This is a genomic window from Rhizobium sp. B230/85 (assembly GCF_019355735.1).
In the GTDB taxonomy this organism is placed as follows: domain Bacteria; phylum Pseudomonadota; class Alphaproteobacteria; order Rhizobiales; family Rhizobiaceae; genus Rhizobium; species Rhizobium rhododendri.
The window spans coordinates 1,412,347-1,426,936 of record NZ_CP072157.1 but is presented as its reverse complement, the minus strand read 5'-3'; the positions used below and the strand labels follow the sequence as shown (position 1 = coordinate 1,426,936).

The 14,590-nt window shown below is 60.1% G+C and carries 14 protein-coding genes and 1 pseudogene; 7 read left to right on the top strand and 8 right to left on the bottom strand.

The features are described 5' to 3' along the window. Window positions 1-193: 193 nt before the first annotated feature. Window positions 194-886, bottom strand: coding sequence for a Crp/Fnr family transcriptional regulator (locus J5289_RS24550; protein WP_209186903.1), 693 nt, complete (start codon window positions 884-886; stop codon window positions 194-196). A 572-nt stretch (window positions 887-1,458) separates the two neighbouring features. Here J5289_RS24550 and J5289_RS24545 point away from each other — a divergent pair. Then, window positions 1,459-1,989: an ROK family protein gene (locus J5289_RS24545; protein WP_209188295.1), complete on the top strand. Its 531-nt coding sequence runs from the start codon at window positions 1,459-1,461 to the stop codon at window positions 1,987-1,989. A 64-nt stretch (window positions 1,990-2,053) separates the two neighbouring features. On the opposite strand, the pseudogene J5289_RS24540 reads toward J5289_RS24545, so the two are convergent. Further along, window positions 2,054-2,823, bottom strand: a pseudogene (locus tag J5289_RS24540) (SDR family NAD(P)-dependent oxidoreductase). An 840-nt stretch (window positions 2,824-3,663) separates the two neighbouring features. Here J5289_RS24540 and J5289_RS24530 point away from each other — a divergent pair. After that, the gene (locus J5289_RS24530; RefSeq protein WP_209186901.1) at window positions 3,664-4,293 is read left to right on the top strand and encodes a recombinase family protein; all 630 of its coding nucleotides are present in this window, start codon (window positions 3,664-3,666) and stop codon (window positions 4,291-4,293) included. A gap of 366 nt (window positions 4,294-4,659) precedes the next feature. Next, window positions 4,660-6,609 (top strand): nucleoside-diphosphate sugar epimerase/dehydratase, encoded by a 1,950-nt coding sequence (locus J5289_RS24525; protein ID WP_219259069.1) that lies wholly within the window; start codon window positions 4,660-4,662, stop codon window positions 6,607-6,609. Between the two features lie 40 nt (window positions 6,610-6,649). Here J5289_RS24525 and J5289_RS24520 read toward each other — a convergent pair whose 3' ends face one another. Continuing rightward, window positions 6,650-7,474 carry a glycosyltransferase family 25 protein gene (locus J5289_RS24520; protein ID WP_209187813.1) on the bottom strand — a complete coding sequence of 275 codons (825 nt, stop codon included), beginning with the start codon at window positions 7,472-7,474 and terminating at the stop codon, window positions 6,650-6,652. 527 nt (window positions 7,475-8,001) lie between these two features. Here J5289_RS24520 and tauA point away from each other — a divergent pair. The 4 genes from tauA to J5289_RS24500 all read left to right on the top strand — a co-directional run bounded on the left by tauA (window position 8,002) and on the right by J5289_RS24500 (window position 11,018). After that, window positions 8,002-8,973: a taurine ABC transporter substrate-binding protein gene (tauA, locus tag J5289_RS24515; protein WP_374108608.1), complete on the top strand. Its 972-nt coding sequence runs from the start codon at window positions 8,002-8,004 to the stop codon at window positions 8,971-8,973. A gap of 58 nt (window positions 8,974-9,031) precedes the next feature. Continuing rightward, window positions 9,032-9,823 (top strand): taurine ABC transporter ATP-binding protein, encoded by a 792-nt coding sequence (locus J5289_RS24510; protein WP_209187811.1) that lies wholly within the window; start codon window positions 9,032-9,034, stop codon window positions 9,821-9,823. Beyond that, window positions 9,820-10,674 carry an ABC transporter permease subunit gene (locus tag J5289_RS24505; RefSeq protein ID WP_142831689.1) on the top strand — a complete coding sequence of 285 codons (855 nt, stop codon included), beginning with the start codon at window positions 9,820-9,822 and terminating at the stop codon, window positions 10,672-10,674. The genes J5289_RS24510 and J5289_RS24505 overlap by 4 nt, the downstream gene beginning before the upstream one ends. Window positions 10,675-10,862: 188 nt before the next feature. Continuing rightward, a complete protein-coding gene (locus J5289_RS24500) occupies window positions 10,863-11,018 on the top strand; it encodes a hypothetical protein (protein ID WP_219259082.1) in 156 nt (51 codons plus the stop codon). Between the two features lie 70 nt (window positions 11,019-11,088). Here the strand turns inward: J5289_RS24500 and J5289_RS24495 are convergent, their stop codons facing one another. The 5 genes from J5289_RS24495 to J5289_RS24475 form a co-directional block, all read right to left on the bottom strand. After that, window positions 11,089-11,280: a hypothetical protein gene (locus J5289_RS24495; protein WP_142831688.1), complete on the bottom strand. Its 192-nt coding sequence runs from the start codon at window positions 11,278-11,280 to the stop codon at window positions 11,089-11,091. Window positions 11,281-11,448: 168 nt separating this feature from the next. Beyond that, entirely contained in the window at window positions 11,449-12,198 is a 750-nt protein-coding gene (locus J5289_RS24490) for a VOC family protein (protein WP_209187810.1), read from the bottom strand. 54 nt (window positions 12,199-12,252) lie between these two features. Continuing rightward, on the bottom strand, window positions 12,253-12,855 hold the full coding sequence (locus tag J5289_RS24485) for an alkylhydroperoxidase domain protein (protein ID WP_209187809.1): 603 nt from the start codon (window positions 12,853-12,855) through the stop codon (window positions 12,253-12,255). A gap of 9 nt (window positions 12,856-12,864) precedes the next feature. Further along, window positions 12,865-13,512, bottom strand: coding sequence for a CMD domain protein (locus J5289_RS24480; RefSeq protein ID WP_209185844.1), 648 nt, complete (start codon window positions 13,510-13,512; stop codon window positions 12,865-12,867). A gap of 27 nt (window positions 13,513-13,539) precedes the next feature. Continuing rightward, on the bottom strand, window positions 13,540-14,589 hold the full coding sequence (locus tag J5289_RS24475; protein WP_209207063.1) for a putative FMN-dependent luciferase-like monooxygenase: 1,050 nt from the start codon (window positions 14,587-14,589) through the stop codon (window positions 13,540-13,542). Window position 14,590 lies beyond the last annotated feature (1 nt).

Sequence of the window (14,590 nt, the reverse complement as noted above, 5' to 3'; positions counted from 1 at the left end):
AGACACTTCTGCAGTGTTTCGACATCTAGAAAGCCAAATTCTATTTGGTCGCGGGACGGATCTGGACGCATTTTCCACTCCTGCATCGGTCACCATCTGATCGTAGCGCAACGAAGGCCCGATGCAACCGTTCGTCCGCCCGCGGACAGAGGCGCCGGGAATGTGGAAAAGTGCTGATCGTGGCGTAGGGTTGCTAGCCCATCGATCCTATCAAGCGACAGAATTCGGTCTCAGCAAGGCCGTATGCCTCACCTGCGAACGCCTCAAGTCGTTTGCGGTCCCGGATCGTTACGAGGCCTCGCGAACTGTAGACCAGGTGATCACCCTCAAGCTGATGGAGAGACGTCGTCACGCTCTGCCGCCTTACGTTCAGCATTGCGCCTAGGAATTCGTGTGTCACAGGCAGCTCGTTTCCAGCCGTCCTGTCATGCACCATCAAAAGCCATCGAGCGAGCCGCTTTTCGACGGAATGCGTCGTGTTTGACAGTGCGGTGAAACTGGTCTGGACGAAAAGGGCCTGCGCGTATCGACTCAAAATCTTTCGAAGTGCCCTACTCGCGGCGAGCGCCTCAAAGAGATGGTCGTTCAATATTCGATTGCCCTTGCCCTCCACCTGCATGAAGACCTTGAACGGGGCCTGGTCGTCCTCGAATAGACTATTTGGTGGCGACATGCCTTCCCGACCGAAGATCGCAACTTCGACCTCATGTCCAGCTGGCGAGACAGCCACCACCGATCCAATGCCCGACTCCAGAAAGAAGCTGTATTTTGCCGCTTTGTTCGGTTCCGCCATCTCGAACAATCTGGGGAGTTCGACCGGCTCGAAGTTGGCAACTAATCTTTTCCTGTCCGGCTCTTCCATTAAGGCTATCAGACGATTGAACATTATTTGGTTCTCCGTGGTGGTCTGGAGAAATATGTTTCGTGACGGCATTCTGACAAGATCGCTCTTACTACTCCGAGACGAAAACCAATAGTGAAGCAAAGGGACGCTACCTTAACGCCCGGAAAAGGGCTGAGCCCGCCTCAGTCTTTAAGTTGTGTCATTGTGCGTCGCTCCAGCTGTCACTCGTTCGGCAGCAGCACTAACCCGCGGCTGGCTGACAAGGCAGCCAGAAATTTGGCGGCGATGTCGCCCACCAACAAGCGTTCACGGTTCTTGCAAACACGATGACGGCCCAGCTCGGCGCGTCAATCGACATGCCGTTCAATCATCTAAACAGCAGGTTATCCTCCATCTGCTCTATGAGCTAGCGCTCTGAGCGGATCGTGTGGGAAGCCTGAAACAACAGCGCACGCATTAGCTATTTCGGCGGGATGGACGGGCGGCCGATCGCTGAAAACATCGCTTCAAATCAGGCAACAAACTTTCCGACGGCTGGTGTAACATCGCGCGGATTGCGGCAGCGGATCGTTTTGGCGGGACGCGTACCTCGCAGCTCGCATAAGAAAACAGACTTGCTGTCTGGACATCACTGCCTCGCATGTCTTCAGACATTTGTCGGCGGGTACCAACTCGTCCGGCACGCTGAAGAATTTGACGGCTACCCCGTCACTATTGATGAATTTGTCGAGCACGCAAGGGATGGCCGGCTTGGATATCGGCGCTTGATCGCCGATGCAGCGGACAAGGCCGGCTGGGGTATGGGCATCGCTGCCGCCATCCTCAACCCACCACTGTTCGTCATAGTTGGCCAGCTGGTCGCAATCGGCGAAGCCTTCCTGACGCCGATGGAGCGCAGTTCTTGCGCCACACCCTCCAGCCGCCGGACCAGCTGGTTGAAACAACGAGACCCCGTTTCGTGGATGGGAAGTTTCTGGGTAATGATGACACAGTCCTTGGTGCAGTGGCTCTCGTGTTGCATCAACACGGACGCGTCACCGGCTTTTCATAGCGGAGTTAGGCTTCCCAAATCGAACGTGACGGTCGTAGCGCTTGATGGGATGCGAGCCGTCGACGCCGTGCTTATCGCCGCTCTAAACAATTGATCAGAAGCGATCCAGTGACTGGGAACATCAGGCCATGGCCCTAAATTTTCTTAGGTCTGCGCGACTACATTGCTGTATAGCCGCCATCGATGGTCAGCACCGTGCCGGTGAAGTAACTCGATGCGTCAGTGGCGAGAAAGAGAACGGCATTGGCGATTCGCGCGGCTCGCCGAGGCGACCCATCGGCGTCATGTGCATCCATGTGTCGAACCACTCCGTGTTGCTACGGCCGCGCAAGGTCAGCTCGGTGGCGACATAACCGGGTGCGACGGCATTGACGCGCACACCACTCCTTGCCCATTCGACCGCCAGCGACTTGGTCAACAGATTCACGCCGGCCTTGGCAGCGTTGTAGGATACCTGCGGCTGGGGGAAGACGGTGACCTCGCCACAGATGGATGAGATGTTGACCATCGAGCCGCGCCCGGCAGCCACCATGCGGCGCCCGAACGCCTGGGCGCAATGGAAGACACCGCCGAGATTGATATCAAGCACGGACTGCCAGTCGTTTCGGCTCATGTCGAGAGCCGGCGCATTGCGCACAATACCGGCATTGTTGACCAGCACATCAACAGAACCATGCTGCGCATAGATTGTTTCCACGACATCTGCGACCATCGCCGGTTTTGTGACGTCGAGCGCGACGAAGGCAGCCGCACTTCCGGACCTGACGATCGCACCGACGACAATGTCGCCCTCCGTCTGATCCAGGTCGGCGATGACGACACGGGCACCAGCATCGGCCAGCCGTTCGGCGATCGCCCGGCCGATGCCGCGCGCTGCCCCCGTGACAACGGCCGTCTTGCCGTCGAGGCGGAAATCGGCATCACCCATGTCGTGTACCTCCCTGTTCGAGAACCGATTTCAGCGCCGGATAGAGTACCCGGTACTGCTGATAGAATTCGTTGTGGAGTGCCATTTCGCGAGGCTGCGGCTCAATGCGTTTGCCAGGGCGCACCCAACCTCTCGGACCTTTTCAAAAGCGATATCATATTGCTCTCTGCGGGCACTGCGAAGGTGAACGCCACGCGCGCGATCTTGAAAGCTGGGTTTATAACAGGCCTCGTGATCGACGCCGATAGCGCGCGACAATTGGATGTAATTTTGCAGCGCTAGCGGCAGACCTATGTAGGACACGGTCGACGTACCAACGACATAAGCGGCGGGCATTAGCCTCGAACCATGACGAACCACGGACCTGTCGTGAAACTCCATCTCCGACCGATCGTCGCCAGTCAGCCTCGGATCGAAGCCATTTAGATGAATGGTCGATCGCTTCGTGATCAATCACGCAATATCTCGCTACCCTCCCTATCTACATTTCTGCAGCGCTGTCTCAGGAACGGTGTCGGCAGCCAAAGTCCAAGCCGCTCTGCGCGGTCGCACGCCATGCATCGCAGAACAGCACGACGCTGCCTGTTTGGAGGCACGGTGCGCTTGTACCGGCGGCATAAGAACAGTATATGGTTTCAGCGCGTCCCGCCTTATCGCTCAAAGCATTAAACGTCTCTCTTTCACGTCTAATTATGATAATAAAAGCATATCGTACCGCTCTTGGCCATTGCGTATCTTTCTGACCCGAAATATTATTCCCACACACAAAGGGGAAACGCCCGTTCTTGAGACCAAAAATATACTACATTTCAAAAATAGCATCTCGTGAGCAGCTGTCTTATGGCCATACATGCCTACCTGCAAAAAAACATTGGTAAAAACGAGGTGACAGACGTCCAAGAGATGCTGGCAAAGTTTGCTGGCGAACGAAACTGGACGATTGCCACCACCAGCGTCGAGACCGAGGGCGGCGCGACATACAACTGTCCGGGCCTTTTCCACCTATTGGCAATCTGCAAGCCCGGCGACATCCTCCTGATCGCCCAAGTGGACCGTCTTACCCGTCTGAACGTCGAAACCTGGGATCAGTTGCGCTCCGAAATCAACGCCCGTGGTGTTCTCGTGGTATCTCCGGACCTGCCGACAACGTGGGCTTTCGGATCGGCGGAACCGACTGAGCTCTGGGGACCTGTGAATCAGGCGATCAACAGCACCCTTCTCGACGTCCTGGCCACCGTTGCGCGTAAAGCGCAAGAAAATAAGCGCTGGCTTCAGCGTCAAGGTATCGCCGCTACCAAGGCGGCCGGTGGTTATCGTGGCCGTCCGGAGAACACGCGGCGCAACGACGAGATCATAGCGATGCTTCGAAGTGGGAGGACCTGGGAGAGCGTGCGGAATAAGGTCCGATGCTCGAACTCCACAATCGCGCGAATGGCAAAACGCATAAAGACCGAGCCGGTGGACGAATGACCGTCCCCGGCTGCCGCTGAGGCCAAAGCCTTTGGACTGTGGGCGTCCGCCATTCGGGCTTTCGGGGCAGGTGTCAGCGGCGGTGCCGTCGCAAATGGCATCCCCGTGCTCCACCGACCGGACCATCTGCAGTAGGTAGGAATAAGCCGCACCTGATGTCCTGGTCGTGACCGCCGGTTATTGCCCGTCCCCGGATCATCGGTGCAATTGCGCTATAGCGGTGTGAAAAACGCAGCTCGGCTGTCTCGCGCAATTGCCTTTTGCTGTTGGAAGCAGCAAGACATGTTCGGTGTGCTGAAGATGGCCGATGCGCCGTGCAGGAATATGAATGCGGACTGGGATGACCGGCGCCTGAGGAAATTGTTGATGGTATCTGCCGATCGGCTCGTTCTGCCCTTTTTGGCTTTGCCGCGCGTAACAAAGCGCGCCTTTGCACTCCTGGTCGACTCCAGCCTTTGTGTCCTTACGGTATGGTTTGCCTATTGCCTGCGGCTTGACGGGTGGGTGATCCTTGAGGGTGTTGAATGGGTCCCTGCCTTCGTCTCGCTCCTGCTCGCGATCCCGATCTTCATTGTGCTCGGGCTTTACCGCGCGATCTTCCGCTATGCCGGGCTCTCGGCGTTCATGACGGTGGTGAAGGCGGTGGCAATATACGGCCTGGCCTTCATGACGATCTTCACCGCGATCAGCATTCCAGGCGTGCCGCGCACCGTCGGCATATTGCAGCCGTTGCTGCTTCTGATCGCCGTCGGGCTGTCGCGCATGTGGACACGCTACTGGCTCGGCAACGCTTACCAGCGGCTTCTGAACCGCAATTCGCTGGCAAAAGTGTTGATCTATGGCGCTGGTGCTTCTGGAAGGCAGCTCGCCGCAGCTCTGTCTAATAGCTCTGAGTTGAATGTCGTAGGCTTTCTTGACGACGACAGGCACCTGCATGGCAGTATCATGGCCGGGCTGCCGATCTACGATCCCGCCGACCTGCCGGCACTCGTTGCTACCGGCGAAACACGTGACGTATTGCTGGCGCTGCCGAATGCCACAAGGCAACGCCGCAACGAAATCCTGGAGGCGATTCGCAAGGCCCGCGTCACCGTCCGCACCATGCCCGACCTGACCGCCTTGGCGCAGGGACGTGTGGCCGTGTCCGACTTGCGTGAACTCGATATCGAGGACCTACTTGGCCGCGATGTCATTGCGCCCGACCAGGCTTTGCTCGACCGCAACATCCGAGGAAAGGTCGTCATGGTGACCGGTGCCGGAGGCTCGATCGGCAGCGAGTTGTGCCGCCAGATCGTCAAGAACCGCCCCTCGAGCCTGCTGCTGGTGGAGCAGAACGAATTCGGCCTCTATCTTATCCTGGGCGAACTCGAGAAGGCGGCGCTGGCGATCCAGGATGCCGAGATCCGCATCATCCCTTTTCTTGCCTCCGTTCGCGACGGACCGCGTCTGGAGCAGATCATGACGGCATGGAAGCCGAGCACCGTCTACCACGCTGCCGCCTACAAGCACGTGCCGCTCGTCGAGTATAACCCCGCCGAAGGTATCAAGAACAACGTCACCGGGACCGTCGCCGCAGCCACGGCAGCGCAAAAGGCGGGCGTCGAGAATTTCGTCCTCATCAGCACGGACAAGGCGGTTCGCCCGACCAATATCATGGGCGCGAGCAAGCGACTTGCGGAGATGGTGCTGCAGGCCCTCGACGCCGATCGCGTCACCAGCGGCACGACCACGAGTTTTTCGATGGTCCGCTTCGGCAACGTGCTGGGCTCATCAGGTTCCGTTGTGCCGCTGTTTCGCCAGCAGATCCGTGACGGTGGCCCGGTTACGCTCACCCATCCGGAGATCACCCGCTATTTCATGACAATCCCGGAAGCCTCGCAGCTGGTCATCCAGGCCGGCGCCATGGCATCGGGCGGGGATGTCTTTCTGCTCGACATGGGAGAGCCGGTTCGCATCGTCGATCTCGCCCGCCGTATGGTTGAGCTATCCGGCTTCAGTGTTCTGGACGACGATAATCCCGAGGGCGATATCGAGTTGCGGATTACCGGCCTGCGTCCCGGCGAAAAACTCTTCGAGGAACTGCTGATCGGCGATAACCCGCAGCCGACGCCGCATCCGCGCATCATGCGGGCTCGCGAGGATTTTCTCAGGTGGCCGGAATTGTCCGAGCGCCTGGCGGCGCTGGAGAAGGCTTTGGATGAAAATGACATTCCGCTCGCCCAGAGCATCCTGAAGATGCTGGTCTCCGGCTATGCCCCGAATGGAAATGTGGTGGACCTGGTGTTTCGCGAACGCGAGGGAGAGGCCGCCGCTTAGACCGGCTCGCGGTCTTTTGTGTTTGAGCGCCTGAAAGCTTCTAGCGGCTGATCCGCTGGCATCCCCATGTCGCATAGAACCACCGTCGCAGTTGGTCGTGAGCACGGAACCAGTGGGTTGTCATGCGCAGCATGAAGTGTCGCTTGGCAGCCCTGTAATGCGACCTCTTGCCGATCGTCGTATCTCTTCGATGCGGACTGAATGTTACGAGATTGTCTTCTGTCGAAAACGTCTGGACACCAGTCGACCAGCCGCGTTCGAGAGCGACATCGTAGGGCAACAGAACCGTATTCAACCTCTTTACCAACTTCAACGCCGCTTCGCGCGTGACGATGTAGCATGCAGCCGAGCCCTGGGGACCGTGCAGGCAGCGGCCGACGACATCGCCGAGGGTGGTCATAGCGACGGGTCTGAAACCGACCTTTCGGTGATTTGCGAGCTTGATGACGCTGCCCTCGGTGCCAGGCACGGCCGCCACGGCCGCCATGGCCCGCGGGATAAGTGCCGCGTTGAGGTCGACATCATCCTCTATGATGATGGCCATCGCGTCGCCACTGGCAACGAAGGTTTCAAGAGCCAGCAGGTGGCTTCGATAACAGCCGTATTCGCCGGCGAGGATCGTGCGGCCGTTGTGATAACTGAAGGAGCGGGGATGAAAGCCGACCCGCTCCTCCGCGAGCACAGATTGGCCGTCTACTGCTGCGACCCGAACGAGGTTCAGGCCGTGCTGGACAGCCTGGGTGCGGAGGCGATCCCAGCGCTCGATGCAGCGATCCAGATTGATAACGTAAATGAGGAGCGGAGACGCGGGGACTGCCCTGTCAATCCCGCGACAGGCATCCTTTCGCTCGACCCGTTCAAGCATTCACTCAACTCCCGACAGATCAGCACGACTAAGGTCGCAACATCCAAAGAAGACGTATAAGTCATAGTGCATAGTGACCCCGATTGCGAGTCCTGGCGTCGTCTCATAGTCGACGCCCCAACGAAAGCTGCCCCGACAGCGTGGGGCGACCGGAGTTGTCACCGCAGGGCACCGCAAAGCGGACCCCGCCGTCGAAAGCCTAATCCATAGCCGGCTGTCATCTGCGAACACCACTTAGGTTTGACGAAAGAACAGATTCGATCTGTCGGCTAACAGCCGACGTCGTCAAGCAGTCATCCGCATCCCCCTGCGTGTAAAGATGCCGGATGCAGCTTTGACAGGAAGCTATTTCCCGACTCATCTTGAATTTTAGTATATTTGAACTGTAAATGCTCAAAGCCCCTGCTTAGCCTATAGTCGCCGGCGTCACGAAAGGCGACGGCTCAAGAAACGGCGACGTGCGCCACATGGGTAGGGACGGGACAATGAAACTCCACAAGGGACTGCTTGCCAGCTTGTTCGGCGCAATGACACTGGTTGCTGCCTTCGGAGCCAGTGCGGCCGACAAAAAGGTCGTCGTCGGCTATCAGACGGATGCCTTGCCGTCGTCGGTCGGCATCGCTAACGGCGCCTTTGCCAAGGCGACCGGCTATGACATCGATTTCCGTAAATTCAATTCTGGCGCCGATATCTTTGCCGCCATCGCCTCCGGTGACGTGCAGGTCGGCTATGTCGGTTCCAGCCCCTTTGCAGCGGCGACTTCGCGCGGCCTGGCCGTCAAGGCCTTCTACCTCTCGTCGATTTCGGGCATCGACGAAGCGCTTGTCGTGCGCAATGGCTCTGGGATCAATACGCTGGCGGATCTGAAAGGCAAGAAGCTGGCGGCCGCTCCGGTCTCGACTGACCACTACCAGCTTCTCGCTCTCATCAAGAGCCTCGGCCTGACCGAAAAGGACGTTCAGGTCTTCGCCATTCCCCAGCCGCAGATCGTTGCGGGTTTCGCGCGCGGTGATATCGATGGCGGCTTCGTTTGGGATCCAGCGCTGACTGAACTGAAAAAGAACGGCAAGGTACTTATCACCTCCAAGGAGGTTGCCGACAAAGGAGCGCCGACCTTCTCCGCCTGGGTCGCCGCTACCGACTTCGCCGACAAGAACCCCGGTTTCCTGAAAAACTTTGCCGGCGTTATCAACGCGTCCTATGCTTCCTTCGCCAACGACAAGGCCGCCTGGGGGCCGGACAGCGACAACGCCAAGCTGCTGGCCAAGCAGCTCGGCGGCACGGCGGAACAGCAATCTGCCGCACTGAAGAACCTGACATTGCTGACACCTGAAGTTCAGGCTTCCGATGCCTGGCTCGGCGGTGGTGAGAAGTCCGGTGCGGCCAAAATCCTCAAGGATACGGCAACGTTCCTTAAGGACCAGGGCAAGGTCTCGGACGTCCTGCCAAGCTACGCCGCCTTCGTCACGCCGGACGCCGTCGTCGCGCCGAGTAACTGATAGCAACTGTGCCGCGCTGTCGTTATTCGCAGCGCGGGAAACGTATTGGATTTCACATATGCTGAAAGTCGAACGCGCCTCCGTCCATTTCAAAGCGCGGGATGGCCGCACCGTGCATGCTCTGGACCGGGTGTCTCTCGACATCCCCGACCAGGGTTTCGTCGTTGCACTGGGTGCTTCCGGCTGTGGCAAGTCGACCTTGCTGCATGCCATCGCCGGATTTCTGCCGCTGTCGGAAGGCAAGATAACGCTGGACGGCCGGCCGATCGAAAAGCCCGGTGCCGACCGTGGCGTCGTGTTTCAGAAAGATACGCTCCTGCCCTGGAAGTCGGTCCTCGACAATGTTGGCCTCGGGCTGAAATTTGCGGGCGCCGGAAAATTCGAGCGCCGCGAGAAATCGCAGGAGCTGCTGCAGCTGGTTGGTCTCGGCGAGTTCGGCAACGCCCTGCCTCATGAGCTCTCCGGTGGAATGCGCCAGCGCGTCGGCATCGCCCGGGCACTGGCGACGGAGCCGGATATCCTGCTCATGGACGAGCCGTTCGGCGCGCTCGACAGTCTGACGCGCGAGCAAATGCAGGAGCTTCTGGTGTCGATCTGGCACCGGACGCGAAAGCGCATCTTCTTCATCACCCATTCGATCGAGGAGGCGCTGTTCCTTGGCACAGAACTGATCGTCATGTCGCCGCGCCCAGGCCGGGTCGTCGCTAGATTCAGCCTCGATTTCGTCAAGGATCTTGCCAAAAGTGGCGATGCGCGGGCGATCAAGACATCGTCCAAATTTGCCGATCTGCGCGAAGAGATCCGCACCATCATCCACAGCACCGACGACGTCAGGAGCGCTGCCGAATGACCGAACTGACAGAAGCAGCGAGCATTCTCCATCCCGAGGCGGAGGCGACCCATCGCCTCGTCAAGATGCGCACCTTCGGCATAGGCGAGCGATCGACTGCACCGATCAGCATCATCACCGGTATTTTGCTCTTGGCCGCCTGGTGGGGCGTGGCGAAATCTGGGCTCGTCGCCCATCTCTTTCTGCCGACGCCGGAAGAAGTCGTGAAGCAGGCAGTCGCCGTCTACAATGACGGCTATGCTGGCGCATCACTCTGGGAGCATGTCTCGGCCAGCCTGTTTCGAATTCTCTCTGCCGCGTTCGTTGCCTGTCTTTTCGGCGTGCCCGTCGGGCTGGCCATGGGATTGAACCGCTGGGCCAAGGGCGTACTCGACACGCCCATCGAATTCTACTGGCCGCTGCCGCCACTCGCCTACCTGCCGCTGATGATCATCTGGCTCGGCATTGGCGAGACGTCTAAGATCACCCTGCTGGTTCTGGCGATGTTCGCGCCAATCTGCCTGTCTGCCCAGGCCGGTGTGCGGTCCCTACCGATCGAGCGGGTCAACGCTGCGCTGTCGCTGGGCGCCAGCCGCTGGAACCTGTTTTTCGACATCGTTTTGCCCTCGGCATTGCCGGAAATCCTGACGGGCATCCGCATCGCGCTCGGCGTCGGCTGGGGAACGCTTGTGGCGGCCGAATTGATCGCGGCAACCCGCGGAATTGGGTTCATGATCATGTCGGCCTCGCAATTTCTGGCAACAGATGTGGTATTCGTCGGCATCGGCATCATCGCCGCTTGCGCGTTTGCCTTTACGCTGGTGATGCGTGCCTTGGAGGCATGGCTCGTGCCCTGGAAAGGCAAGAGCTGACGCTCCTGTCAGTCGAAACCTCCGCGGAACAAAAGAGAGTAGGTCACCATCAGGAAGCTGGCTCAAGATGCGCGAGTTTCGCCCACTTGACGATCTCGTGCGGCTTTGCAGTTCATTGGCAGAGGTCGCCGAAGAGGGCTATTTTTCTGCATTGGGTGCCAGGATCGAAGTAGCGAGATACTGTTGCAATGAGGTCATTGCTGCTGCTCGATGAGCCGACCTCGGCGCTGAATGCGTCCGTCCAGGCCGGCATTCTCGACCTGCTCAACGATCTCGCGGTATCGCATGACATGACGCTGGTCAGCCATGATCCCGGCGTCATCGGACATATGACCAGGCCATAACGATGGAGAAGGGGCGCATCATCGGCGACGCCGACCACGCTGCGCTCGTCGCGCAGGCATCGGCCGTGCGTTAACGACGCCGCCGATAGCGCAGAGAAGACAAGCTGCCGTCCAGTTCGGAAATCTGCGCTAGCAGCTCGTCGGTGGTGCCGTCCTCGCAATCGTCACTTCCAAAGCAGCGGCGCGCCTCGTGCAGATTCAGCCTGTCTTCCAGACTGTCGCGGCAAGACCGAAGGCGACCGAAATAGCGCAGGACGCTCATAGCGTTCTCCATGTCAGACGTGGATGTCTCCGCGGAAACGGTTCTGTCAAATTAGTCTATCCAGCGAGTAGACTAAAGAAATGCAGCCCCGCTCTTGTCGCAATTCTTGAAAAAGATGACCACCGGGTGCCAACCCTCGGCTCTAGATCATCCGGCAACGACCCGCCGCTAAGGACGGATGCGCAGGACGGCGCGATGTGAGCGGCCGATGTCGAGATCCGCGGCGACGCCCCCATGCAGATCGATTGAGGAGACGCCCTCGCCACGCGTTTGCAGACGGCCCTGCTCCGCGCCATGGTCTGGCCCGACGAGTTCGATAATCGACGTGCCGATGGCGATGCGGATATCCTCGCCGGATCGCGTGACGGCATCGTCGCCCAACAGCGCGCGATAACGGCCGGCGCTCGCCGCAATGTCAGCGACATCGACACGAACGACGGCGATGCCCTCAGCGCGGTTGGCGTGCTTGCGGTGCTCGCCAAGAGGCACGCGCAAATCCCGCGCGGTGACATCGCCGCACCAGAAGGGCAGGTCGCGCGTTTCCGGCCGAACGATCTGCCAATCGAGCCTTACGCCATCCGGCCGCACGCGTCCGCCGGCGGCGGGCTCTGTTAAGCTGAGGCCCCGCGCCCGGGCGGCGGCGATACCCGCCTGCGTGTCGTCGGGAGCAAGGGCGAAGTCGACAAAGCCCTCGCCGGCCTCAGCAAGCAGCGTCCACCACGGATTGCCGGGATCGGGCCGATGATAGGCGATGAGCTCGAAATAGGCGCCATCGGCAAACACCACCAGGGCATTATGCGATACGCCGCCATGATGCACGCCGCCGGGATAAACCGTGAAGCCGAGTAGCCGGTAATCCGCAACGGCCCGCGCCAGATCGTTGACGGCGATGACGATATGGTCGAGGGCAAAAGCCATGGCTTGGTTTCCTTTGCGGCAGGATCGTGGGAGAGGTCGGACGCGCAAGCCGCTTCAGGCCGCAGGCGTTGGCTCTCCGAGCGACAGCATCAAGCGGTTGGCCCAGTTGAAGAATGCAGCGCCATGGATGACGTCGGAAATTTCCAGATCGTCCAGCCCCTCGGTCCGCAAGCGCTCAATTTCGGCAGCTCCAAAAACGGAGGGCGTGGCCGTCAGCGCCACGGAGGCGGCGACGATGGCATTCCAGCGGCTGCCGAGATCGGCATCGGTGCCCTCATCGAGAAGCCGCTGCACATCCTCCGTTCGCCTGGAAAAATGCGAGGCAAAACGGGCATGCACCGAGGCGCAGAAGATGCAGCCATTGGAGCGCGATGCGGCGGCGGCGGATAGTTCGCGCTCGGCGCGCGGCAAGCCGGACCTGGTGTTGTAGAAAATGTCTTTGTCCGCCTTGGTGCGGGCGCCCAAGATGTCCGGATCACGGGCAAGCAGCATGAAATAACTTGATTTCGCGCGGGCCGCATCGACGAGGCCAGCCCAATGCCGTTCGGTCAGGTCGGCCTCTTCCAATGGCTGAAGCCAGGGTGTCCAGCCGATCTCGGCCTGGGTAAAGGCGTTCGGGCGATTGTCGATATCGGTGTGGATGATCGTCTCGGTCAAAGTTGTCTCCTACGTGTTCACGGTTGCCGTCGTGTTTGGAGCAGCCAGTCGCTTGGTGCCGGCAGCGGCCAAGGCGGTCAGACCGCCAACCACGCGGATCTGGAAGGCCAGGAAGGCGACGATCTGCGACAGTGTGACGATGGCCGTCGTGCTCCAGCCGGCATCCAGCAGCCTCTGCAACGCCGCGGGGCCGGCCTCGCGCGGCCGGAACACCAGCAGATGGCTGTGCTGCAGCGCTGCCGTCAGCGTCTTGCCAAGCGTCACGGCGTTGAATTCTGAGATGGCGAAGGCCGGCCCCGGCTTGTCCTCCGCCGAAAGCGGCCCGCTCGGGAAGCGTCCGTAAGGCCCTTGCGTCCGTCCCTTTTCAACCTCGGCCTTGATGGCGCCGAGAAGCGACGCGCCGCCAGGAATCTCGGCCAGGCCCGAGGCATAGAAGTCCGCCACCGCATCGGCTCGATGCAGCCCCGCGACGAAGGCGGCCACCGTCAGGCGCTCAGTCCGACTGACATCGCCAGGCTCGGTTGGCTCGAACAGCGCCAGATAGCTCTTCTGGGCATTGGCGCGTGTTTCAGGTCGCTCGCTGCGAATGCGATCAATCTTGGACCCGGAGCTTATTCTGGTCAGGAGGTCGATGACGTCAGGTGTTGACGATGTCATGGGAATACCTTTCTGTTGAAAACGCGATCACATGGTTGCCACATTGAGGCGCCCAAGCGGTCGAATCGACTGCCCGCTCCAGCCTAGCGCAGGCGCGACTTCGCTGGCGATCAGCTCGAGCGAGCGCAGGATATAGGCGTGTGGTGGATCGACGGAGTGCACCTGGAAGACAAGATCGGTGACGCGCGACAGCGCCGTGTCGGCCTTTAACGAGGCAATGACATCATCCGGCGTCCCGACATGCACGTCGAAGGCCTTGATCAGGCCGGCGGTCGTCCGGTCGGCGATGACATGGCCGCTAGCGACAAAGCGCTCGACGCTGCGCTGAAGGCCGATTTCCGCCAGGTGCAACGCCTCTTTCCGGTCGTCGGCGACAAACAGGCTGCGAGAGCCGAGAATGCGCGGTGCACGCCCGGTCGGCAACGCCGCATGATAGGCGTCGATGATCGGGTTCTGCAGGTCCCAGAGGGCTGCAGACGGTGCCTGCTCCGGTCGCGGTTGGGTGCGCGACAGCATCAGGCCGTCGCCATCGCGGCCGGCCCTCTCGCCGCCGCCGACAGAGAAGGTCGCCTGCCAGACGCGATCCCCGAGGGTCGGCGCCCTCGGATAGAGCCTGTTGCCCCCCGGCAACTCGCCGCCGCTCCAGGCATTGCGGATGTTGGTGAGGTGGCTGGCATAGACGGGTCCGCGTTCGGCGCTTTCAAGGCCAAAGGGCAAGAAAGCTTGCGGCGTGCCACCGGTGCCAAAGCCGACCTCCAGCCGACCACCTGACAAGAGATCGAGCACGGCGGTGTCTTCGGCCACCCGCACGGGATTTTCCATCGGCAGGGTGATGACGCCGGTGCCGAGCCGGATGCGCGAGGTCCGGGCGGCAATATCGGCGAGCAGAATGAGCGGCGCCGGTAGGCCGCCTTCCTCCCCGTTAAAGTGGTGTTGCGCTAACCAGGCGCTGTCGAAGCCGAATTTCTCGGCATGGATGATCTGTTCGCCGACAAGGCGATAGCGGGTTTCTGCGTCCGTCTGGTCGAGTACGCGGCTGAAGAAGCCAAGGCGCTTTGGCTGAGAGCAAGCGGTCATG

Excerpts from the sequence above, each read along its gene's own strand:
- J5289_RS24550 (WP_209186903.1), bottom strand. The coding sequence starts at position 886 with ATGTTCAATCGTCTGATAGCCTTAATGGAAGAGCCGGACAGGAAAAGA.
- J5289_RS24530 (WP_209186901.1), top strand. The coding sequence starts at position 3,664 with ATGGCCATACATGCCTACCTGCAAAAAAACATTGGTAAAAACGAGGTG.
- J5289_RS24525 (WP_219259069.1), top strand. The coding sequence starts at position 4,660 with ATGGTATCTGCCGATCGGCTCGTTCTGCCCTTTTTGGCTTTGCCGCGC.
- J5289_RS24520 (WP_209187813.1), bottom strand. The coding sequence starts at position 7,474 with ATGCTTGAACGGGTCGAGCGAAAGGATGCCTGTCGCGGGATTGACAGG.
- tauA (WP_374108608.1), top strand. The coding sequence starts at position 8,002 with ATGACACTGGTTGCTGCCTTCGGAGCCAGTGCGGCCGACAAAAAGGTC.
- J5289_RS24510 (WP_209187811.1), top strand. The coding sequence starts at position 9,032 with ATGCTGAAAGTCGAACGCGCCTCCGTCCATTTCAAAGCGCGGGATGGC.
- J5289_RS24505 (WP_142831689.1), top strand. The coding sequence starts at position 9,820 with ATGACCGAACTGACAGAAGCAGCGAGCATTCTCCATCCCGAGGCGGAG.
- J5289_RS24500 (WP_219259082.1), top strand. The coding sequence starts at position 10,863 with ATGAGGTCATTGCTGCTGCTCGATGAGCCGACCTCGGCGCTGAATGCG.
- J5289_RS24495 (WP_142831688.1), bottom strand. The coding sequence starts at position 11,280 with ATGAGCGTCCTGCGCTATTTCGGTCGCCTTCGGTCTTGCCGCGACAGT.
- J5289_RS24490 (WP_209187810.1), bottom strand. The coding sequence starts at position 12,198 with ATGGCTTTTGCCCTCGACCATATCGTCATCGCCGTCAACGATCTGGCG.
- J5289_RS24480 (WP_209185844.1), bottom strand. The coding sequence starts at position 13,512 with ATGACATCGTCAACACCTGACGTCATCGACCTCCTGACCAGAATAAGC.
- J5289_RS24475 (WP_209207063.1), bottom strand. The coding sequence starts at position 14,589 with ATGACCGCTTGCTCTCAGCCAAAGCGCCTTGGCTTCTTCAGCCGCGTA.